This window comes from Serratia sp. DFXYC6 (assembly GCF_057196085.1).
The window spans coordinates 154,027-173,772 of sequence record NZ_JBXUNV010000003.1 but is presented as its reverse complement, the minus strand read 5'-3'; the positions used below and the strand labels follow the sequence as shown (position 1 = coordinate 173,772).

General features: G+C 60.0%; 21 protein-coding genes. 8 read left to right on the top strand and 13 right to left on the bottom strand.

Annotated features, from left to right (window positions below; genetic code table 11):
- Position 1: 1 nt before the first annotated feature.
- Complete coding sequence (gene phnP / locus AC2CGQ_RS17140) at positions 2–784, top strand: phosphonate metabolism protein PhnP (RefSeq protein WP_015376430.1); 783 nt, start codon at positions 2–4, stop codon at positions 782–784.
- Here phnP and AC2CGQ_RS17135 read toward each other — a convergent pair.
- Both AC2CGQ_RS17135 and AC2CGQ_RS17130 read right to left on the bottom strand, forming a co-directional pair.
- Entirely contained in the window at positions 741–1,373 is a 633-nt protein-coding gene (locus AC2CGQ_RS17135; protein ID WP_484593775.1) for an NAD(P)H-binding protein, read from the bottom strand. The two genes, phnP and AC2CGQ_RS17135, sit on opposite strands and share 44 nt — an antisense overlap.
- Positions 1,374–1,403: 30 nt before the next feature.
- Positions 1,404–1,844: a YhbP family protein gene (locus AC2CGQ_RS17130; protein WP_172575088.1), complete on the bottom strand. Its 441-nt coding sequence runs from the start codon at positions 1,842–1,844 to the stop codon at positions 1,404–1,406.
- 433 nt (positions 1,845–2,277) lie between these two features.
- Between AC2CGQ_RS17130 and speFL the strand changes: the two genes are divergently transcribed.
- The 4 genes from speFL to AC2CGQ_RS17110 all read left to right on the top strand — a co-directional run bounded on the left by speFL (position 2,278) and on the right by AC2CGQ_RS17110 (position 6,589).
- Positions 2,278–2,382, top strand: a complete 105-nt coding sequence (speFL, locus tag AC2CGQ_RS17125; RefSeq protein WP_004933443.1) for a leader peptide SpeFL — start codon at positions 2,278–2,280, stop codon at positions 2,380–2,382.
- Between the two features lie 273 nt (positions 2,383–2,655).
- Positions 2,656–4,818, top strand: coding sequence for an ornithine decarboxylase SpeF (gene speF, locus AC2CGQ_RS17120; RefSeq protein WP_044029859.1), 2,163 nt, complete (start codon positions 2,656–2,658; stop codon positions 4,816–4,818).
- 62 nt (positions 4,819–4,880) lie between these two features.
- Positions 4,881–6,197 (top strand): putrescine-ornithine antiporter, encoded by a 1,317-nt coding sequence (potE, locus tag AC2CGQ_RS17115; protein ID WP_015376426.1) that lies wholly within the window; start codon positions 4,881–4,883, stop codon positions 6,195–6,197.
- Between the two features lie 86 nt (positions 6,198–6,283).
- Positions 6,284–6,589: a GIY-YIG nuclease family protein gene (locus AC2CGQ_RS17110; RefSeq protein ID WP_139291246.1), complete on the top strand. Its 306-nt coding sequence runs from the start codon at positions 6,284–6,286 to the stop codon at positions 6,587–6,589.
- Here the strand turns inward: AC2CGQ_RS17110 and AC2CGQ_RS17105 are convergent.
- Together AC2CGQ_RS17105 and ubiT are read right to left on the bottom strand one after the other, a co-directional pair.
- On the bottom strand, positions 6,576–7,079 hold the full coding sequence (locus tag AC2CGQ_RS17105; protein WP_048321240.1) for a GNAT family N-acetyltransferase: 504 nt from the start codon (positions 7,077–7,079) through the stop codon (positions 6,576–6,578). The two genes, AC2CGQ_RS17110 and AC2CGQ_RS17105, sit on opposite strands and share 14 nt — an antisense overlap.
- Positions 7,073–7,594, bottom strand: a complete 522-nt coding sequence (gene ubiT, locus AC2CGQ_RS17100) for a ubiquinone anaerobic biosynthesis accessory factor UbiT (RefSeq protein WP_049187007.1) — start codon at positions 7,592–7,594, stop codon at positions 7,073–7,075. The genes AC2CGQ_RS17105 and ubiT overlap by 7 nt, the downstream gene beginning before the upstream one ends.
- 258 nt (positions 7,595–7,852) lie before the next feature.
- On the opposite strand from ubiT, the gene ubiU reads away from it, so the two are divergent.
- The gene (ubiU, locus tag AC2CGQ_RS17095; RefSeq protein WP_015376422.1) at positions 7,853–8,848 is read left to right on the top strand and encodes a ubiquinone anaerobic biosynthesis protein UbiU; all 996 of its coding nucleotides are present in this window, start codon (positions 7,853–7,855) and stop codon (positions 8,846–8,848) included.
- An 11-nt stretch (positions 8,849–8,859) separates the two neighbouring features.
- Entirely contained in the window at positions 8,860–9,738 is an 879-nt protein-coding gene (locus AC2CGQ_RS17090) for a U32 family peptidase (protein ID WP_411748928.1), read from the top strand.
- A 319-nt stretch (positions 9,739–10,057) separates the two neighbouring features.
- On the opposite strand, the gene AC2CGQ_RS17085 is transcribed toward AC2CGQ_RS17090, so the two are convergent.
- The 4 genes from AC2CGQ_RS17085 to AC2CGQ_RS17070 all read right to left on the bottom strand — a co-directional run bounded on the left by AC2CGQ_RS17085 (position 10,058) and on the right by AC2CGQ_RS17070 (position 13,818).
- Complete coding sequence (locus AC2CGQ_RS17085) at positions 10,058–10,420, bottom strand: hypothetical protein (RefSeq protein ID WP_484593774.1); 363 nt, start codon at positions 10,418–10,420, stop codon at positions 10,058–10,060.
- A gap of 154 nt (positions 10,421–10,574) precedes the next feature.
- On the bottom strand, positions 10,575–11,714 hold the full coding sequence (locus AC2CGQ_RS17080) for an ABC transporter permease (protein ID WP_049243041.1): 1,140 nt from the start codon (positions 11,712–11,714) through the stop codon (positions 10,575–10,577).
- A complete protein-coding gene (locus AC2CGQ_RS17075; protein ID WP_015376418.1) occupies positions 11,711–12,865 on the bottom strand; it encodes an ABC transporter permease in 1,155 nt (384 codons plus the stop codon). Before AC2CGQ_RS17075 ends, AC2CGQ_RS17080 begins: the two co-directional genes overlap by 4 nt.
- A complete protein-coding gene (locus AC2CGQ_RS17070) occupies positions 12,847–13,818 on the bottom strand; it encodes an HlyD family secretion protein (protein ID WP_004933479.1) in 972 nt (323 codons plus the stop codon). Before AC2CGQ_RS17070 ends, AC2CGQ_RS17075 begins: the two co-directional genes overlap by 19 nt.
- 231 nt (positions 13,819–14,049) lie before the next feature.
- On the opposite strand from AC2CGQ_RS17070, the gene AC2CGQ_RS17065 reads away from it, so the two are divergent.
- On the top strand, positions 14,050–15,063 hold the full coding sequence (locus AC2CGQ_RS17065; protein WP_033633542.1) for a luciferase-like monooxygenase: 1,014 nt from the start codon (positions 14,050–14,052) through the stop codon (positions 15,061–15,063).
- A 37-nt stretch (positions 15,064–15,100) separates the two neighbouring features.
- Here the strand turns inward: AC2CGQ_RS17065 and yedF are convergent, their stop codons facing one another.
- From yedF to nlpI, 5 genes are all read right to left on the bottom strand, one after another.
- Positions 15,101–15,340 (bottom strand): sulfurtransferase-like selenium metabolism protein YedF, encoded by a 240-nt coding sequence (gene yedF, locus AC2CGQ_RS17060; protein ID WP_004933486.1) that lies wholly within the window; start codon positions 15,338–15,340, stop codon positions 15,101–15,103.
- Positions 15,337–16,551, bottom strand: a complete 1,215-nt coding sequence (gene yedE / locus AC2CGQ_RS17055; protein ID WP_004933488.1) for a selenium metabolism membrane protein YedE/FdhT — start codon at positions 16,549–16,551, stop codon at positions 15,337–15,339. The genes yedF and yedE overlap by 4 nt, the downstream gene beginning before the upstream one ends.
- Before the next feature lie 146 nt (positions 16,552–16,697).
- The gene (locus AC2CGQ_RS17050; protein ID WP_004933492.1) at positions 16,698–18,620 is read right to left on the bottom strand and encodes a DEAD/DEAH family ATP-dependent RNA helicase; all 1,923 of its coding nucleotides are present in this window, start codon (positions 18,618–18,620) and stop codon (positions 16,698–16,700) included.
- Positions 18,610–18,684 carry a protein YrbN gene (gene yrbN, locus AC2CGQ_RS17045; RefSeq protein WP_223182019.1) on the bottom strand — a complete coding sequence of 25 codons (75 nt, stop codon included), beginning with the start codon at positions 18,682–18,684 and terminating at the stop codon, positions 18,610–18,612. Before yrbN ends, AC2CGQ_RS17050 begins: the two co-directional genes overlap by 11 nt.
- A gap of 122 nt (positions 18,685–18,806) precedes the next feature.
- Positions 18,807–19,691 carry a lipoprotein NlpI gene (gene nlpI, locus AC2CGQ_RS17040; protein ID WP_004933495.1) on the bottom strand — a complete coding sequence of 295 codons (885 nt, stop codon included), beginning with the start codon at positions 19,689–19,691 and terminating at the stop codon, positions 18,807–18,809.
- Positions 19,692–19,746: the final 55 nt, after the last annotated feature.

Here is a 19,746-nt window from a genome sequence, read left to right as displayed (position 1 = left end):
GATGCAACTGACCTTTCTCGGCACCGGCGGCGCGCAGCAGGTGCCGGTGTTCGGCTGCGACTGCCCTATCTGCCAACGGGCGCGGCGCGAGCCGGCATTTCGGCGGCGAGCGTGCAGCGCCATGCTCAACTATCAGGGGGAAACGACCTTATTGGATGCGGGATTACCGGCTTTGGAGCGGCGGTTTTCGGCGGGGCAAATTCAACGTTTTTTACTGACACATTACCACATGGATCACGTTCAGGGGTTATTTCCTTTGCGTTGGGGGTGCGGAAATTCCATTCCGGTATATGGCCCGCCGGATGAACAGGGCTGCGACGACCTGTTCAAACACCCCGGCATTTTGGCATTTCAGCCGCCGCTGGCGCCCTTCGCCACCGTCGAACTGGGCGGCATGCGCATCACCCCGCTGCCGCTGCAACACTCCAAACTGACCCACGGCTATCTGATCCAGGCGGCGGGCGCTGCGCTGGCCTACCTGACCGACACCGTCGGCCTGCCGCCGGCCACCGTCGGCTATCTGCAGAACGTGGCGCTGGATCTGCTGGTGCTCGACTGCAGCCTGCCGCCTCAGCCGCAGGCGCCGCGCAACCACAACGATCTGACCCGCGCGCAGGAGACGCAGCGGTTGCTGCAGCCCAAACGCACGCTGCTGACGCACATCAGCCATCATCTCGATCTGTGGCTGCTGGACCACGAACTGCCCGCCGGGCTGGAGCTGGCGTTCGACCACCTCAGCGTCAGCCTCGGTAGCAGTGCAGCCGGTCCGACTCCAGCACCCTGACCCCTTCACCCGGCGTGAACGCCTGCTGCAACAGCGTCTGCGCCACGTCTTTGGCGGCGACCGCCCGCCATTTGCCGGGCAGCAGCCTGAACAGCGGCAACGTGAGGCGCTCCATCAGGCGCGGCGCCGGGCGATCCCCCACCAGCATGGAAGGCCGCACCAGCGTCAGGCGCGGCCAGCGCTGTTCGCGCAGCGCCTGCTCCATCTCGCCTTTGGTGCGGTTATACAGGAAGGTGGAATCCGCGTTGGCGCCCAGCGCGCTCACCACCAGACAGTGCTGCGCCCCCAAGCGGCGGCCGGTCAGCGCGCTCTCCACCACCAGTTGATAATCGACGTAGCGGAAGGCATCGGCGCTGCCCGCCGCCCGGCGGGTGGTGCCCAGGCAGCAGAACACCAGATCGACCGGTTGCTGCAGGCTACTCAGCAGCTCGAACAGCGCATCGCCGACCGGGTTGGTCAGCTTGCCGTGCGGCGGCAGCGGCGTGCGCGTCGGCGCCACGATGGCCGTTATCTGCGGATCGCTTTGCAACCGCTGCAGCAACTCGCACCCCACCAGCCCGGTTGCGCCGACTAACAGTGCTCGCGCCATGCGATCTCCCGTTGTAATCAATACGTCGACTTAAAGTATAGACCGCGCCCAGTGCAGCTTCTTGCCGAAGCCGAGGGTGTTGTCGGTCATCTTCACCTCGTGCAGATCCAGCCGCCAAACCGAGGCCTTCATCGCCCTGGCGATCGGGAAGCGCTTGCAGTAACGCGCGCGCGCCGCCTCGGCCTCTTCGCCGCTCAGCAGCATCGCCTCGGCGCGGTACTGCACGCCGCGGATCAGCGCGATGCTTTTCGGTTTCGGCGCGATGGTGCCGACCACCCGGCCGTTGTTCAGCATCAGCCCGCCGTGGCGGGTGTGCGGTTCGGTCATCAGCCACAGCGCCATCGTCGCAGCGTCGAACACGTAAAAACAGTTGGCGCACCACATGTCGAGGCCGTCGCCGGCGCACAACGTCAAGACGTGTTGTTTACCGATAAAATCCGCAATCTGCTGCCGTTGTTCTGGGGTATTCAAGGTCAATCGCCTCCCTGTTCACTCGCCTCATCTTACCCTGCGTTGTTGAGGCGAGTCACAAATAACGATAATCATCAAAAATCGCATGTGAATACAAAACCATTATATTTGAATTTTTACCCAATCCAGCATAAAGCAGATTGATAACATAAATAACACAATGCGGATTTATTTGATCGTTATACAGTCGGTTATTTGACCGCTTTTTTTATTCCTTCTCGAGCGGCATTAAAATTAAGCGCTCAAGGCCCGCGAACATTAGCAATTCATTTACATGCCAACCTCTGCGTCTGGATGATACTTATGCAACACATTGCATAACCGGTGAATAGTTATTTATCAAAACCGGCATTTATGTGATTCTCATCACGATTTTTAGTGCATCTTGCGCTAAAATAGCGCCATCTTTTCACTCAGCAAGGTGGATTAGAAAATGGAAAACAATAACCGAAAAATGGCGCACATCAGGCGTACAACCCATATTATGATGATGGCTCATCGCAGCTGCTTTAGCTTCGCATTCTTCAACTACAGATAACCCTCCCCCTCGCTCTTACGCCGTTGTTAAGAGTGTCTTTGCGTTTCACTTTATTCTCCGCACTCCGGTGATAATGTCTTTTTCTCGCTAAGCGGGAAGGGCGCGCAATACATTTTTAATTTCGGCCAAGCGTATCCAATATAAATAAAACAGCGAACACAGTTAATGCCTTTCGGCATCACTGGGTTCTCGCACACCTTTATTTTCGTGAAGGCGTTAACGGCAAATGGAATTATTTGCCGGCGGAATGCCTTTGCCTGAAGAATGAGAAAAATGAAAAAATTAAAAATTGCCGCCAACACCCAAACCCTCGGCTGCTTTGAAACTGAACGCGACATTGTCGATGTGCATCACAGCGATTTCAATGACGTCGCCGCCATCGTGCTGTCGGTAGACGACGTCGCGCAAGGCATGGTGGCGCGCATCGAAGAACACGGCCTGAACATTCCGCTGTTCGTCGCCGTCTGCTGCGAAGAAGAGCTGGATAATGCCGTCTTGCCGGCGCTGCACGGCGTGTTTGAGCTGTGCGGCAAGAATACCCAGTTCTACGGCAAACAGCTGGAGGCCGCCGCCGCCAAATATGAGAGCGAGCTACTGCCGCCATTCTTCAACACGCTGACGCAATACGTAGAAATGGGTAACGCCACTTTCGCCTGCCCCGGCCACCAGGGCGGCGAGTTCTTCCGCAAACACCCGGCGGGCCGCCAGTTCTTCGACTTCTACGGCGAAACGATTTTCCGCTCCGACATGTGCAACGCCGACGTCAAACTGGGCGACCTGTTGATCCACGAAGGCGCGCCTTGCGCCGCGCAGCAGCACGCCGCCAAGGTGTTCAACGCCGACAAGACCTACTTCGTGCTCAACGGCACCTCGGCCTCGAACAAGGTGGCGACCAACGCCCTGCTGACGCGCGGCGACCTGGTGCTGTTCGACCGCAACAACCATAAATCCAACCACCACGGCGCGTTGATCCAGGCCGGCGCTACGCCGGTTTATCTGGAAACCGCCCGTAACCCGTTCGGCTTTATCGGCGGCATCGACGCGCACTGCTTCGACGAACGCTACCTGCGCCAACAGATCCGCGAAGTGGCGCCGGAACGCGCCAACGAGGCTCGCCCGTTCCGCCTGGCGATCATCCAGCTCGGCACCTACGACGGCACCATCTACAACGCCCGTCAGGTGGTCGACAAAATTGGCCACCTGTGCGACTACATCCTGTTCGACTCCGCCTGGGTGGGCTATGAGCAGTTCATTCCGATGATGAAAGACTGCTCGCCGCTGCTGCTGGAGCTGAACGAAAACGATCCCGGCATCATCGTCACCCAGTCGGTGCACAAACAGCAGGCCGGTTTCTCGCAGACCTCGCAGATCCACAAAAAAGACAAGCATATCAAGGGGCAGAGCCGCTACTGCAACCACAAGCGCTTCAACAACGCCTTTATGCTGCACGCCTCCACTAGCCCGTTCTACCCGCTGTTCGCCGCGCTGGACGTCAACGCCAAGATGCACGAGGGCAAGAGCGGCCAGCGCCTGTGGCAAGAATGTGTGCGCGTGGGCATCGAAGCGCGCAAAATGCTGCTGGATACCTGCACGATGATCAAACCGTTCGTGCCGGATCAAATCGACGGCAAGCCGTGGCAGGCCTATGACACCGCGGCGATGGCCAACGATCTGCGCTTCTTCAACTTCGTGCCCGGCGAGAAATGGCACGCTTTTGAAGGCTATGCCGAATCGCAGTACTTCGTCGATCCGTGCAAACTGCTGCTCACCACGCCGGGCATCGATACCGCCACCGGCAGCTACAGCGAGTTCGGCATCCCGGCGACCATTCTGGCCAACTACCTGCGTGAAAACGGCATCGTGCCGGAAAAATGCGATCTCAACTCGATCCTGTTCCTGCTGACGCCGGCGGAAGACATCGCCAAGATGCAGCATCTGGTGGCCCTGATCGCCCGCTTCGAGAAGCACATCGAGCAAAACTCATTGCTCAGCGAGGTGCTGCCTGCGGTCTATAAAAACCACCAGCAGCGCTACAAAAACTACACCATCCGCCAGCTGTGCCAGGAAATGCACGACCTTTACGTCAGCTATGACGTTAAAGAACTGCAAAAAGAGATGTTCCGCAAAAGCTATTTCCCACGCGTGGTGATGAACCCGCAGGACGCCAATACCGAGTTCGTGCGCGGCAATGTGGAATTGGTGTCGCTGGCCAAGGCCGAGGGCCGCATCGCCGCCGAAGGCGCCCTGCCTTACCCACCAGGCGTGCTGTGCGTGGTGCCCGGCGAAATTTGGGGTGGCGCCGCGCAGCGTTATTTCCTGGCACTGGAAGAAGGCATCAATTTATTGCCGGGATTCGCGCCGGAATTGCAGGGCGTTTATATCCAACAGGATGAGGACGGCTGGAACCGCGCTTACGGCTACGTCATGAAAAATTAATCACCTTACGGGGCGGCGATTATTTTCGCCGCCCGGATCGCATCCTAAAAGAGAAAATGATCATGAGTAAGTCCAATAATAAAATGGGGGTCGTGCAATTAACGATCCTGACCGCCGTGAATATGATGGGTTCCGGCATAATTATGCTGCCGACCAAGCTGGCCGAAGTGGGCACGATTTCGATCGTTTCCTGGCTGGTGACCGCCGTCGGCTCGATGGCGCTGGCCTACGCCTTCGCCAAATGCGGCATGTTCAGCCGTAAATCCGGCGGCATGGGCGGCTACGCCGAATACGCCTTCGGTAAATCAGGCAACTTTATGGCGAACTACACCTACGGCGTTTCGCTGCTGATCGCCAATATCGCCATCGCCATTTCCGCCGTCGGCTACGGCACCGAGCTGTTTGACACCACGCTCAGCCCGCTCGGGATCTGTATCGCCACCATCGGCGTGCTGTGGCTTGCGACCGTCGCCAACTTCGGCGGCGCGCGCATCACCGGCAAAATCAGCGGCATCACCGTCTGGGGCGTGATCATTCCGGTGGTGGGCATCTCGGTCATCGGCTGGTACTGGTTCAGCGGCAGCGCCTACGTCGCCGCCTGGAACCCGCATCAGGTGCCGACCTTCGAAGCCATCGGCGCCTCGATCTCAATGACCCTGTGGGCATTCCTGGGGCTGGAATCTGCCTGCGCCAACACCGACGTGGTGGAAAACCCGGAGCGCAACGTGCCGATCGCCGTACTGGGCGGCACCCTCAGCGCGGCGGTGATCTATATCGTTTCGACCAACGTGATCGCCGGCATCGTGCCGAACATGGATCTGGCCAACTCCACCGCCCCGTTCGGGCTGGCCTTCTCCCACATGTTCAACCCGACGGTCGGCAAGATCATCATGGCGTTGATGGTCATGTCCTGCGTCGGCTCGCTGCTCGGCTGGCAGTTCACCATCGCGCAGGTGTTCAAATCCTCCGCCGACAGCGGCTTCTTCCCGAAAATCTTCTCCAGGCTGAGCAAGGCCGACGCGCCGGTTAAAGGCATGCTGACCATCGTCGTCATCCAGAGCGGTTTGTCGCTGATGACCATTAGCCCGTCGCTGAACAAGCAGTTCAACGTGTTGGTGAACCTGGCGGTGGTGACCAACATCATCCCGTACATCCTGTCGATGGCGGCGCTGGTCATTATTCAGAAAGTGGCGAAGGTGCCGGACAACAAGGCGCGCATCGCCAATATCATCGCCGGCATCGGCGCGCTGTACAGCTTCTACGCGCTCTACAGCTCCGGTGAGGAAGCGATGATGTGGGGCGCCATCGCCACCTTCCTCGGCTGGACGCTGTACGGCATCGTTTCGCCGCGCTTCGAGCTGGCGGGAAAAAAGGGGTAAAGCGGTAAGGCACCGGCGGCCGGGGATGGGATTGTGGCGGCGAACATGCCATCATACGCCGACCCTGGCCACCAAAACGGCATACGATGACCGACACCTCCCCCACTCCCTGGCACCTCTATATGCTGCGTTTACCGAGCGGCATGCTGTATACCGGTATCACCACCGACGTGGCGCGCCGCCTGGCGCAGCATCAGGCCGGCAAAGGCGCCAAGGCGCTGCGCGGCAAAGGGGAGCTGACATTGGCGTTTCACTGCCAGGTGGGGGATCGCTCAACGGCGTTGAAGCTGGAATACCGCGTCAAACAGCTGAGCAAAATACAAAAAGAGCGGCTGGTGAATCACCCGCCGCTGTCGTTGGAGTATTTGTTGCCGGTGGTTAAAAGCGATTAAACGGCGCCGAAAAAGCCACTTCGCCGCTGACGCCATTCAGGGCGTCTTCCGCCAGCGGATACACCTGGAATGCGCTTTCCGTGTCCGGCCAGCGGCAGTGCAGGCCATAGGCAGCGGCCGGTTTGAAACCGAAGCGGCCGTAATAGGCCGGATCGCCCAGCACCACCACCGCGGCGTAGCTGAATTCGTTCAGCGAGTCCAAGCCTTCGTACACCAGCTTTTCAGCCAGCCCCTGACGGCGCAGGCTTTCGTCAACCGCCAGCGGCGCCAGCGCCACCCATTGGCGGTCTTCGCCGGCCACGTCTACCGGGCTGAACGCGGCGTACCCCACCACCCCGCCTTCGTCGTCGGTGGCGACCACGCCCAGCGTCAGCAGGCCGTCTTCGCGCAGCTGCTGCACCAGATCGGCTTCGTCGTCGCGGCCAAAGGCGCGGCGCAGCAAGGCATCGATGCCCGCCGCGTCTACCGGGATCTCTACGCGGATCAGCATGATACCGCCACACGGGAAGCCGACGCCGTGCCCTCCTGCAGCCCTGCTTCGACAAAATCAGCCAACTGCAGCAGCCCCATGCGCAGCGGCGCAGGCATGCTTTCCAGCTCGATGGCGTCCATCAAATTTTTCACATACAGGCCCAATTCGGTATCCCCTTCAATCTGCAGCCGACGCTGAAAGAACAGCGTATCCGGATCTTGCTTGCGCGCCGCGATCAGGATCAGATCGTTGGCGTCGCCGCTGAAGCTGACGTCCGCTTCGGCGTGCTGGCTGACCACCAGTTTGTCGTTTTCTACCGTCATAAACCAGTGTAGCGCCAGATCGCGAACTTCGATCTTTAACCAGCGCGATTCGAGAAATTCCAGTTCGCCATCCGCCAACGCCTGGCGGAACTGCCAGCTCAGCACCTGTTGCAGCAGCTGGCGCTGCAGGGCGAACGGCGTGAATTTCAGCGGGATGCGCAGCAGCGACGGCCCCTGGCGCACAAGGCGTGCTCGTAGTTGTTCCAACACGGTCATCCACTCCTTTCAATACGGACTACCGCTATTTTGCCACACTGGCGCGCGGCTTCAGCGGTCTATATCAACAAATAGTGCATTTCACCGCCATGTTTATCAATACGCCATAAGCTGCCCCAAATCAAAACCTGTGCGCACCCCTTCGCCTAAAATGGCCTCCCCGATTCGCGTTTGCCGGCAGAACACCGCCGCCGGCAACCTTTAAAGACAGCGTGCGCCCGGCCGGGCGCACGGCTAAGCCAGGATAAATCTATGGAGCTGCTTTGCCCCGCCGGCAACCTGCCGGCCCTGAAGGCCGCGGTAGATAACGGCGCCGACGCCGTTTACATCGGGCTGAAAGACGATACCAACGCGCGCCACTTCGCCGGCCTCAACTTCACCGAGAAAAAGCTGCAGGAAGCGGTTGATTACGTGCATCGCCACGGCCGCAAATTGCATATCGCCATCAACACCTTCGCCCATCCCGACGGCTACGCCCGCTGGCAGCGCGCGGTGGATATGGCCGCCCAGCTGGGCGCCGATGCGCTGATTCTGGCGGATCTGGCGATGCTGGAATACGCCGCCCAGCGCTACCCGCAGCTGGAGCGCCACGTTTCGGTGCAGGCCTCCGCCACCAACGAAGAGGCGATCCGTTTCTACCAGCGCAACTTCGAGGTGGGCCGGGTGGTGCTGCCGCGCGTGCTGTCGATGCATCAGGTGAAACAGCTGGCGCGCACCAGCCCGGTGCCGCTGGAAGTGTTCGCCTTCGGCAGCCTGTGCATCATGGCCGAGGGGCGCTGCTACCTCTCCTCCTACCTGACCGGCGAGTCGCCGAACACCGTCGGCGCCTGCTCGCCGGCGCGCTTCGTGCGCTGGCAGCAAACCCCGCAGGGTATGGAGTCGCGCCTGAACGACGTGCTGATCGACCGCTACCAGGACCATGAAAACGCCGGTTACCCGACGCTGTGCAAGGGCCGCTATCTGGTGGACGACGTGCGCTACCACGCGCTGGAAGAGCCCACCAGCCTCAATACGCTGGAGCTGCTGCCAGAGCTGCTGGCCGCCAACATCGCCTCGGTGAAGATCGAAGGCCGCCAGCGCAGCCCGGCTTACGTCAGCCAGGTGGCGCGCGTCTGGCGCCAGGCGATCGACCGTTGTCAGGCCGATCCGGCCGCCTACCGCGCCGACGCCGCCTGGATGGAGACGCTGGGCGCGATGTCCGAGGGCACCCAGACCACGCTGGGCGCCTATCACCGCAAATGGCAGTAGCCGGAGGAAACATGAAATACGCACTGGGGCCGGTACTCTACTACTGGCCGAAAACCGACATCACGGCGTTCTATCAACAGGCGGCGGAGAGCAGCGCCGACATCATTTACCTTGGCGAGAGCGTCTGCACCAAACGGCGCGAGATGAAGGTCAGCGATTGGCTGGCGCTGGCGCGCGAGATCGCCCGCAGCGGCAAACAGGTGGTTATCTCCACGCTGGCGCTGCTGCAGGCGCCGTCCGAGCTGAATGAGCTGAAACGCTATGTGGAGAACGGCGAGTTCCTGCTGGAAGCCAACGATCTGGGCGCGGTGAACATGGCGGCGGAACACGGCTTGCCGTTCGTCGCCGGCCATGCGCTGAACTGCTACAACGCCTATACCCTGCGCCTGCTGCGCCGCCAGGGCATGATCCGCTGGTGCATGCCGGTCGAGCTGTCGCGCGACTGGCTGGCCAACCTGCTGACGCAGTGCGACGAGCTGGGCTTCCGCCACGATTTCGAGGTGGAGGTGCTGAGCTACGGCCATCTGCCGCTAGCCTATTCGGCGCGCTGCTTCACCGCCCGCTCGGAGAACCGCGGCAAGGACGAGTGCGAAACCTGCTGCATCAAATATCCGCAGGGCCGCATGATGCGCTCCCAAGAACAACAGCAGGTATTCGTGCTCAACGGCATCCAGACCATGAGCGGTTACTGCTACAACCTCGGCAACGAGCTGCCGAGCATGCAGGGGCTGGTGGACATCGTGCGGCTGTCGCCGCAGGGCGCCGAGACGCTGGCGCAGATCGACGCCTTCCGCGCCAACGAGCGCGGTGAGCAGCCGCTGGCCTTGAGCGACCACGCCGACTGCAACGGCTACTGGCGCCGGGTGGCGGGGCTGGAGTTGGTGTCTTAACGAGGATAGAGCCGGCAGCGGGCGCTGCCGGCTCTGTTTATTTATCAAGATTAATGCGCTCATCTCCACCGTGGAACCAATGGAATAAACTTACACACATCAGGCAGCAGCTTCTGATACCAAAATAAGTGAAAACCGCGATGGCCGCATCTACCAAATGTTCTCCGTATGAAATAATACTCAGTGAGGAGAACGAGACAAGTAACATACTCAACGTTAGCGCAATCATATTACATAGCGGGTTTAAAAGACGTCTGTTAACCATAACCCACCCTCTATTTTTGACACTCTAAAAGCGATTTACTCATCACCAGCGACATTACCCATTAACGCTATTGGCGTTTTTATTCCCACCCAAGGCGCCACCGTTATTCTTATTATTCCCGGCAGGGCTGTTATCTGCGCAAGAGACCGCCCCCATTAAGCCACCGGCAACGGCCATACCAATCATCCCTGGCGGGCCGCCGGAAAAACCGGCAAATGCACCAATGATAATGCCCATTCCAACCTGATTGGCACAAGAGTTTGGCGCACCTCTGCTTGGCCTGTCACGATCGCCGCCGTTATTTCCATCGCCACAACCGCCAATCAATTTCATCTCATCAAAATCAAGCGCTCTTATTGTTGAAATATTATTCCATCCTTTAAATAACACGTTATAGATAAAGTTAACGTCAACCATTAACTCCCTAAGCAGGTCGACAATTACAACTATCAAAATCAACATAACAAATCAAATTAAAAATAAGAGCAGACGCCCAGATAAATAAATCACCTTAGACATATCAATAATACGAAATAATAAAGGCGCCGAAAATGGCGCCTTTATTTATCCCCTACGCCCGCCGTTTCCTGAACATCCCGCGCAGCGCCACGCTGTTGCGCAAGAAGCCGACGCCGAAGCCCAGCAGGGTGTAGACCACGCCGAGTATCAGCATCATGGCGACGTCGCCCCACACCTCATTCAGCGACAGCCCCATCTGGTTGACGCCGGCGATCGCCTTGGTGCCCCAGGTGGAGGGGATGCTGTACGAGATGGCGCGCACCCAGGCCGGCATCGACTGCAGCGGCCAGATAGTGCCGGACAGGTAGAAGATCGGCGTGGTGATGAACGCCAGCGTCAGGTAGATCATCTCGACGCTGCGCAGGCACTCGGTCACCAGCTTGCCCAGCCCCAATACCGCCAGCAGGAACGGGAAGGTCAGCAGCAGCAGCTCGGCGATGTTCGCCGTCTGCCTATAGCCCAATACCCACGGCCACAGCACGAACAGCACGATCGACAGGAACAGCCAGATCGGCAGCAGCGCCGTCAGCCCGCCGAGGTGCGCCGCCAGCGGCGCCTTGCCGCCGGGCATGCTCTTCATGGCGATATTGACGCGGATACAGGCGATCAGCAGCGAGTGCTGCAACAGCATCACCAGCAGGCCGGGGAAGATGATCGCCGCAAAGCTGATGCCGGGGTTGAACACGTCCAGCGTTTGCCCCAGTATCGGCGTCAGCAGTATCTGCGCCTGCCGTTCGCTGAAGCCGCTGCGCAGCAGCAGCCCGTTGTTGTATTGCGTCAGCAGCTGCTGATAGGCCGCCACCACGTCCTGCTGGATCTGGCCGTTGGCCAGGCGGTTGGTGGCGTCGCCGTACATCGGCACCACAATGTTCTGCCCGCTGAGAATTTTCTTCTCCAGATCCACCGGCATGATGATCACCGCAAACAGCTTGCGCCAGCTGAGATCGCGCTGCGCCTGTTCCAGGCTGTCGTAGGTTTCAATCGCGATCTTGGAGGTTGCGTCCAGTTGGCGGATCAGCTGCCGGCTGGCGGTGCTGTGATCCTGATCGATCACACCCACCGGCAGATCCCACACCGTGCGGTTGGCGTACACCAGGCTCATGATGCACAGCGACAGGATCAGCATCAGCCACACCGGCCGCTCCAGCATGCCGAGCAGCACCTTAACGAAGGTTTGCCAATAAAGCTTCATCCGGCGCTCCCCTCTTTTGCCAGCCGCGCCGGCAGGCGATTGCGCACCAGCAGCGCGGCCACCAGCGGATAGACCGCCAGCAGCGCGCACACGCTGAAGATGGCGCTGGCGTGCACCTGCCGCAGGAACACGTCAAACATCGCGTACAGCGCGTGGGTCAGCGGTTCGATGTTGGAAATGATGCGCGCCGGCAGCGGCATCGACAGCTCAGGCACCGCCATGCCGGAGAAGGTCATCGCGATACTGACCAAAATACCGATCAGGCTGTAGGCGGTGATGGTGCTGCCGGTAAAGGTGTACAGCAGCAGGCCGATGCTCTGCGCCGCCATCACATAGAACAGGCCGATCATCAGCATAAACAGCGGGTTGCCGCTGACGCGGGCGTCAAAGATGCCCACCAGCGCCGCGATCTCCACCATCAGCAGGGTGGTGAAACACAGCGTGTACGGCGCCAGCTTGCCGAGCAGCGCCAGGCTGAACGGCTTGGCCTGCAGCAGCGACTTGCTGCGTGCCAGCACATAGATCATGCAGGTCACCGCGAACAGCTGCAGCAGGTGGATGGTGGCGGCGAACTGCTGGTAATAGATATAGCTGCCGCTGGCGTTGAACAGGCTGCCGTAGGAGAGCGTCACGTCCGCCAACGGCGGCAGCGTCTTGCCCATCTCGGTGGCGATGATGCTGCGGGTGCTGGCGTTGATTTCGTTCATCAGGCCGCCGAAGTCCTGGGTGGAGTACAGCCCGGCGCCGTAAAACAGCGCATTGTAGTACATCACCACGCTCGGCTGTTTGCCCGACAGCGCATTGGCCTCAAAGTCCGGCGGGATATACAGCAACGCGTAATCCTGCGCGCTGCGCAGGCGGCTCAGCGACTCCGGCAGCCCGCCGCCGTATGCCTCGACGTGGGCGTGCGAACCGGCGTCCAGCCGGCGCGTCAGCGATTTGGACAGCGGGCTGTGATCGCTGTCCACCACCGAGACCGGCAGATCGAGCAGCGTGCCTTCGGAGAAGTTGCTGCTGATCAGCGCAAACAGGATCAGCGGAAAGATCCAGCTCAGCCAGTGCACCACCGGGCTGCGAAAGGCGACGCGACACTCTTTGTCGAACGCGTGACTGAAGCAGCGCCAGCCGGCCCTTACTCTTTCCATTGCCATAAGGTGCTCATCCCCGGACGCAGGCCGTCCACCGGCTGTGACGGATACAGGCGCACTTCGAAGGTTTTCAGGTCGAAGTCGCCGGTGGCGCGGGTGGCGCGTTTGGTGGCGTAATCCCCCAGCGGCGCGATGTAGCGCACCTCGGTGTCGATCATTTTGTCCTTCAGCGCCGGCACCCGCAGCTTGACCTTGTCGCCTTTGCGCACGTGGGCCAGGATGTCTTCACGCAGGTTAAACACGAAGTAAGCGTCCGGCACCCGGATCAACGTCACCAGCGGGCTGCCGGCGTTCAGCAATTCGCCCACTTCGGCCGGGATCGGCCCCACTTCGCCGTCCACCGGCGCTTTCACCTGCAGATCGTCGCTCTGCGCCTGGATCTGCAGCAGGTTCTCTTCCGCCGCCCGCAGCGCCGCCGCATATTGCTGCCGCTGCTCGACGCGGTCGCCGTTGATGCCTTCATCCAGGTTGGCCTTGGCGGCCTGCACCTGCTGGAAGGCGGTGTCGCGCGACCGGCGCGAAGCGTCCAGCTCGGACTTCGAGATATAGCCCTTGCCGGCCACGCTCAGGTTACGGTTGTAGTCGTTTTGCGCATTGCGGTACTGCGCCTCGGCCTGCGCCAGGTTGGCGCGCAGGTTGCGGATGCTCTCTTCACGGGTGCCGTGCAGCGACAGCTCGAGCTGCGCTTTGGCCTCGTCGCGCGTCGCCTGCGCGGAGCGCAGTTGCGCCATTAGTTCGGGGCTGTCGAGTTGGATGATCAGCTGGCCGCTTTTCACGTCATCGCCGCGTTCGATCAGGCGTTCAACAACCCGGCCTTTCGCCTTGGATGCGACGATCACTTCGGGGGCATCCACTTCACCCTGCAGTAACAGATCCTGATTGTGCGCGCGGAACAGGATCGCCAATGCGATCGCCACCATCATCAGCAACAGGGTAAACAGCGTCTTTTTTTTCATTATATCGGCTCCCGGAACGGTAAGCGGCGGGCGGGGATCATCATTTCCATGTCTCAAATTGCTCCAAAAAACACCATTGCACTCATGAGGATATCACAAGCACATATCTCCTCTTTTATAACTATAAATTGGATTATGCTTTTAACACTAAAAAGCATCTTTTTTCGGCCTTTTAGTATGCAGATTCCTGCAATCGCCCTTTAAGCGATCCACTCTCTGATGGACGATGTCATGACTGAACACACTGCCGTACCGCTTTCGGTACTGGATTTATCGCCAATCCCGCAAGGGGCCAAGGCGCGCGACGCTTTCCACTGTTCGCTGGATCTGGCGCAACACGCCGAACGCTGGGGCTACCAGCGCTACTGGCTGGCCGAGCACCACAATATGACCGGCATCGGCAGCGCCGCCACCTCGGTGCTGCTGGGCTATCTGGCCGCCGGCACCCAGAGCATTCGCCTCGGCTCCGGCGGCGTAATGCTGCCGAACCATGCGCCGCTGGTGATCGCTGAGCAGTTCGGCACGCTGGAATCGCTCTACCCCGGCCGCATCGATCTGGGGCTGGGCCGCGCGCCCGGCACCGATCAACGCACCATGATGGCGCTGCGCCGCCACCTGTCCGGCGATGTGGATACCTTCCCGCGCGACGTGCAGGAACTGCAAAACTACTTCTGCGACGCGCAGCCCGGCCAGCCGGTGCAGGCGGTGCCGGGCCAGGGGCTGCATGTGCCGCTCTGGCTGCTCGGCTCCAGCCTCTACAGCGCGCAGCTGGCGGCGCAGCTCGGCCTGCCGTTCGCCTTCGCTTCGCACTTCGCTCCGGATATGCTGTTCCAGGCGCTGCAGCTGTACCGCGAGAACTTCAAACCCTCCAAACAGCTGGCGCAGCCGCACGCCATGGTGTGCGTCAACGTGATCGCCGCCGACAGCGACCGCGACGCGCGCTTCCTGTTCAGCTCGATGCAGCAGCAGTTCATCAATCTGCGCCGCGGTTCGCCCGGCCCGCTGCCGCCGCCGGTGGATAACATCCACGCGCTGTGGACCGCCGGCGAGCAGTACGGCGTCGAACAGGCGCTGCGGATGTCGATCGTCGGCGATGAAAAAACGGTGCGTCACGGGCTGCAAACGCTGCTGCGTGAAACCGATGCCGACGAGATCATGGTCAACGGCCAGATCTTCGATCATCAGGCGCGGCTGCGTTCGTTCGAGATCGTCGCCGGCGTGAAAGGCGACATCGTGAAGGGCTAAAAAGCGAAAAGGCGGTGGGAACCCCACCGCCTCGGCGTTAACGCTGGATCAGATAGCGGATGGTCGGCCCGTCCTGCTGGATATCCAGCACCTTGTAGCCGTGGTTGCGCGCATCGAGCGGGATGTTGTTGATCGACTGCGGGCAATCACTGATCACCTCCAGGATCTCCCCCGGCTTCAGCTGCGGCATCGCCTCCAGCGTCGCCACCGCCGGGTACGGGCAAGGCTCACCCAGCATGTCCAGCCGGTAGTCCGGCACTATCGTCGTCTCTTTCATGGCATGCTCCTCAAATTCACCACCTGCGCCTCAGGCCGGGCGCGGAAAAAGCGTTTCTCCCACCACAGCATGGCGGCGAAGGCCAGCGCCAGCAGCAGGTAAGTCACCAGCAGGCCGCCGATCGGGCCGAAGGTATCGAGCAGGTTGATCTTGTCGTAGTCGGTCGCCAGCGCCGGTGCCAGGTCGTCCCAGTAATAGGCCAGCAGCGTAGCGCCGATGATGTTGCCCAGCCCCACCCACCAGTAGTGCACCTGCCCTTCCACGGCGCGGTACATCCAGCCGGTCTCGCAGCCGCCGGCCAGCACGATGCCGAAGCCGAACAGCAAACCGCCCAGCACCGCATTCGGGCCGGCCCACATGATCTTCGGCGCCACACCGAGCTGCACATAGCTGAAGATGCCGATGGCGCTCACCGCCATGCCGATGATGATGGCTTTCGCCATGTGGGTGCGGCCGGTGATCCACAGATCGCGGAACGCCGAAGTGAAGCAGATCTGCGCGCGCTCGATCAGCAGGCCAAAGCCGATGCCGAACAACATGGCGATGCCGAGCTTCGGCGCATCGAACAGCGTCCACAGCGACCAGGCCACCGCCAGACCGAAGATCGCCATGCCCAACCGGAAGCGGCGGCGCGCCTGCTCAGGCTTCTGCGTCAGCGGCGCGGCGGCCTTCACCTTTTGCAATTTGACCGGAATGCGGAACATCGGCAGCAGCGTGAATTTGGCGCCGAAGTAAGAGCCGGCTGCGGTCGCCAGCGCGAAGAACCAGGCGTGCAACGAGAACTGAGGGATGCCGGTGAAGAACGCCGCCAGGTTGCACCCCATCGCCAGCCGCGCGCCGAAGCCGGCGATGATGCCGCCCAGCAGCGCCTGCACGATGCGAATGCGGTGCTGCGGTTGACGCAGCTTGATGTTGTTGGCCCACAACGCGGCGGCGATGCAGCCGGCGAACATGCCGATGATCATGCGCCCGTCGATGCGCTCCAGCGGCGTGCCCTGCAGGCCGATGACCTTGAAATAGCCCCATTGCTCGGGGTGCAGGCCGAACCACTGCAGCACATGGCCGCCCCAGCGGGTGAATTCGCCGGTCACCGCCCAGAAGGTGCCGGTCATGCCGAAGTAGTAGGTAGAGAGGATCCCGGCGGCGATCACCGCCGGCAGCGGCGCCCAAAAGCGCACCAGGTATTGAGATTTGAACTGCTGCCAACTCATGGCATCTCCCGTGCATATCATCCGTAAGAAAAAACCTTATGAATGATACGCCATTCAGGGGCGTTTGACGGCAATTTTCAGGCATAAAAAAACCAGCCCGCAGGCTGGTTTTTCAGAGCGCTTCACCGCGAACGGCGAATCAGCGATTACGCGTCGCCGAAACGACGACGTGGTGCCGCCGGTGCGCCGTCATCACGGCGTGGCGCCGGCTTGCCGTCACGGTTGTAGTTACCGCCACGACGCTCGCCGCCGTTGCCGCCTTCACGACGTTCGCCGAAGGAGCGACGTGGGCCGCCTTCGCGACGTTCGCCGTTGAACGGACGACCGTTGCCGCGACGCTCGCCGCCGTTGCCACCGTCACGACGCTCGCGACGTTCGAACGGCTGTGCATCGCCCAGCAGCTGCATGTTCATCGGCTTGTTCAGGATGCGAGTGCGAGTGAAGTGATTCAGGATCTCGCCCGGCATGCCTTTTGGCAGCTCGATGGTGGAGTGGGAAGCGAACAGCTTGATGTTACCGATGTAACGGCTGCTGATGTCGCCTTCGTTAGCGATAGCGCCAACGATGTGACGCACTTCAACGCCATCGTCACGGCCCACTTCGATGCGGTACAACTGCATTTCGCCAACGTCACGACGTTCGCGACGCGGACGATCGCCGTCACGGCTGTCACGACGGTCGCCACGATCACCGCGACGATCGTCACGGTCGTTGAACTCGCGGCGCTGACGCGGCTTGAAGACCGGATCCGGCGGCAGGATCAGCGGACGTTCGCCCTGTGCCATTTTCAGCAGCGCTGCGGCCAGAGTTTCCATATCCAGCTCTTCTTCCGGTTGCAGTTTGGTCAGCAGTGCGCGATACAGGTCCAGATCGCTGCTTTCCAGCTGCTGCTGAACTTTCGCGGCGAACTTGGCCAGACGACGCTCGCCCAGCAGTTCTGCGTTCGGCAGTTCCACTTCCGGGATGGTCAGCTTCATGGTGCGTTCGATGTTGCGCAGCAGGCGGCGTTCGCGGTTTTCCACGAACAGCAGCGCGCGGCCAGCGCGGCCCGCACGACCGGTACGGCCGATACGGTGAACGTAAGACTCGGAGTCCATCGGGATGTCGTAGTTGACAACCAGGCTGATGCGCTCAACGTCCAGGCCACGGGCCGCAACGTCGGTCGCGATCAGGATATCCAGACGACCGTCTTTCAGACGCTCCAGAGTCTGCTCACGCAGCGCCTGGTTCATGTCGCCGTTCAGCGCGGCGCTGCTGTAACCGCTGCGCTCCAGCGCTTCGGCCACTTCCAGGGTCGCGTTCTTGGTACGGACGAAGATGATCGCCGCGTCAAAGTCTTCGGCTTCCAGGAAACGCACCAGCGCTTCGTTTTTACGCATGCCGTAGACCGACCAGTAGCTCTGGCTGATGTCCGGACGGGTGGTGACGCTGGATTGGATGCGCACTTCCTGCGGCTCTTTCATGAAGCGGCGGGTGATGCGACGGATCGCTTCCGGCATGGTGGCGGAGAACAGCGCGGTCTGATGTTCAGCCGGGATCTCAGCCATGATGGTTTCTACGTCTTCGATAAAGCCCATGCGCAGCATTTCGTCGGCTTCATCCAGCACCAAACCGCTCAGATTGGAGAGGTTCAGGGTGCCGCGCTTCAGGTGGTCCAGCAGACGGCCTGGGGTACCCACAACGATTTGCGGGCCCTGGCGCAGAGCGCGCAGCTGCACGTCGTAACGCTGGCCGCCGTACAGGGCTACCACGTTGACGCCGTTCATGTGTTTGGAGAAATCGGTCATCGCTTCAGCAACCTGAACCGCCAGTTCGCGGGTCGGCGCCAGCACCAGGATCTGAGGTGCTTTCAGGTCTGCCTGCAGGTTGTGCAGCAGCGGCAGCGAGAACGCTGCAGTTTTACCACTACCGGTCTGCGCCATGCCCAGCACGTCGCGGCCGTTCAACAGGTGAGGAATACACTCAGCCTGGATCGGAGATGGTTTTTCATAGCCCAGATCGTTCAGGGCGGAAATGATTGGAGCAGACAGCCCCAGATCGGCAAAAGAGGTTTCAAACTCAGTCGTCATGTACACGTGCCTCATTAATAATGGCAGCCAGTCTACATAACTCGTCGAGAAAATTTTCAGTCATTTTCATTGAAAAGTGTGAACCGGCTCAAATTAGATTATAAAACGAACAAAAAAGCCCTCGCCCGTTAAGGCGATAACTTTGGTTAAAAACCAATGTCCATCAGGCTGATAGGTGTTCGTCAGCTATTGCTGGTCCGATTCCGATAGGTCGTCTTGCTCTTGGCCCAAAAGCGCCAATTCCAACAATGCATAGCGGTGCTCAACGAAGTTGTGAACGTTGTTAGACACCGTCAGTTTGAACAGCGCCGAAGCGGTGTCCTTGTCCCCCAGACTCAGGTAGTGTTTACCCAAATAGAAGTCAGTTTCACTGAGATGCTCAGCGAGCGAAGTGTTATCCGTTGCATCTGCCTTGAGGCGTTCCATCAGCGTTTTTTCGCTGATCTTGCCCAGGTAGAATTCGACAATATTCCATCCCCATTGCCCTCTGTCCGCTTTGTCATAGCGCTGCTGAAGCGCTACCTCGGCCTTCTTGGGATCGATTTCTCGCTCCACCAGATACAGCCATAACGAACGGAAGGGATCGTTTGGGTCGTCTTGATAAAACGCCTGCAGATCATCCTGCGCCAACGGGAAGCGGCCGCCATAATACAGTGCGATGCCCCGGTTTAAACGCGCGTAATTGTAAGTTGGATCAAGCTCTAGTACAGAATCAAACGCTTCATAGGCAGCATCAAAATTGCCTGCCTGCGTTAAGTAAATGCCCAGGTAGTTGAAAACTTCCGGCATGTCGGGACGTATCGCCAGCGCCTGCGAGAAATCATTGCGCGCTAATGCACGTAACCCGAGGCTATCATACAGCACACCGCGCTCATATAAAAGCTGTGCGCGTTCGTCATCCGTCAGTGCCCGGCTGGCAAGAATTTGTTCCATGCGCGCCAGGATCACTTCCTGCTGCAACGTTGGCTGCAACGGGATTGCCAAAACTTCGTCTTTACGCCAATCATGGTTGCTGCATCCTGCCAGCATGAGTGCTGTCGCAACGTAACACCAGCGCAAGAAAGGCTTCATTTCCCACTCCCGAAGACAAACATTGGATGAACGTCCTGTCCTCCGTTTGCTAAAA

Excerpts from the sequence above, each read along its gene's own strand:
- AC2CGQ_RS17110 (WP_139291246.1), top strand. The coding sequence starts at position 6,284 with ATGACCGACACCTCCCCCACTCCCTGGCACCTCTATATGCTGCGTTTA.
- AC2CGQ_RS17050 (WP_004933492.1), bottom strand. The coding sequence starts at position 18,620 with ATGACGACTGAGTTTGAAACCTCTTTTGCCGATCTGGGGCTGTCTGCT.
- potE (WP_015376426.1), top strand. The coding sequence starts at position 4,881 with ATGAGTAAGTCCAATAATAAAATGGGGGTCGTGCAATTAACGATCCTG.
- AC2CGQ_RS17070 (WP_004933479.1), bottom strand. The coding sequence starts at position 13,818 with ATGAAAAAAAAGACGCTGTTTACCCTGTTGCTGATGATGGTGGCGATC.
- AC2CGQ_RS17065 (WP_033633542.1), top strand. The coding sequence starts at position 14,050 with ATGACTGAACACACTGCCGTACCGCTTTCGGTACTGGATTTATCGCCA.
- phnP (WP_015376430.1), top strand. The coding sequence starts at position 2 with ATGCAACTGACCTTTCTCGGCACCGGCGGCGCGCAGCAGGTGCCGGTG.
- AC2CGQ_RS17080 (WP_049243041.1), bottom strand. The coding sequence starts at position 11,714 with ATGAAGCTTTATTGGCAAACCTTCGTTAAGGTGCTGCTCGGCATGCTG.
- speF (WP_044029859.1), top strand. The coding sequence starts at position 2,656 with ATGAAAAAATTAAAAATTGCCGCCAACACCCAAACCCTCGGCTGCTTT.
- nlpI (WP_004933495.1), bottom strand. The coding sequence starts at position 19,691 with ATGAAGCCTTTCTTGCGCTGGTGTTACGTTGCGACAGCACTCATGCTG.
- AC2CGQ_RS17090 (WP_411748928.1), top strand. The coding sequence starts at position 8,860 with ATGAAATACGCACTGGGGCCGGTACTCTACTACTGGCCGAAAACCGAC.
- AC2CGQ_RS17085 (WP_484593774.1), bottom strand. The coding sequence starts at position 10,420 with ATGGTTGACGTTAACTTTATCTATAACGTGTTATTTAAAGGATGGAAT.
- ubiU (WP_015376422.1), top strand. The coding sequence starts at position 7,853 with ATGGAGCTGCTTTGCCCCGCCGGCAACCTGCCGGCCCTGAAGGCCGCG.
- speFL (WP_004933443.1), top strand. The coding sequence starts at position 2,278 with ATGGAAAACAATAACCGAAAAATGGCGCACATCAGGCGTACAACCCAT.
- AC2CGQ_RS17075 (WP_015376418.1), bottom strand. The coding sequence starts at position 12,865 with ATGGCAATGGAAAGAGTAAGGGCCGGCTGGCGCTGCTTCAGTCACGCG.
- yedE (WP_004933488.1), bottom strand. The coding sequence starts at position 16,551 with ATGAGTTGGCAGCAGTTCAAATCTCAATACCTGGTGCGCTTTTGGGCG.
- AC2CGQ_RS17135 (WP_484593775.1), bottom strand. The coding sequence starts at position 1,373 with ATGGCGCGAGCACTGTTAGTCGGCGCAACCGGGCTGGTGGGGTGCGAG.
- yedF (WP_004933486.1), bottom strand. The coding sequence starts at position 15,340 with ATGAAAGAGACGACGATAGTGCCGGACTACCGGCTGGACATGCTGGGT.
- AC2CGQ_RS17105 (WP_048321240.1), bottom strand. The coding sequence starts at position 7,079 with ATGCTGATCCGCGTAGAGATCCCGGTAGACGCGGCGGGCATCGATGCC.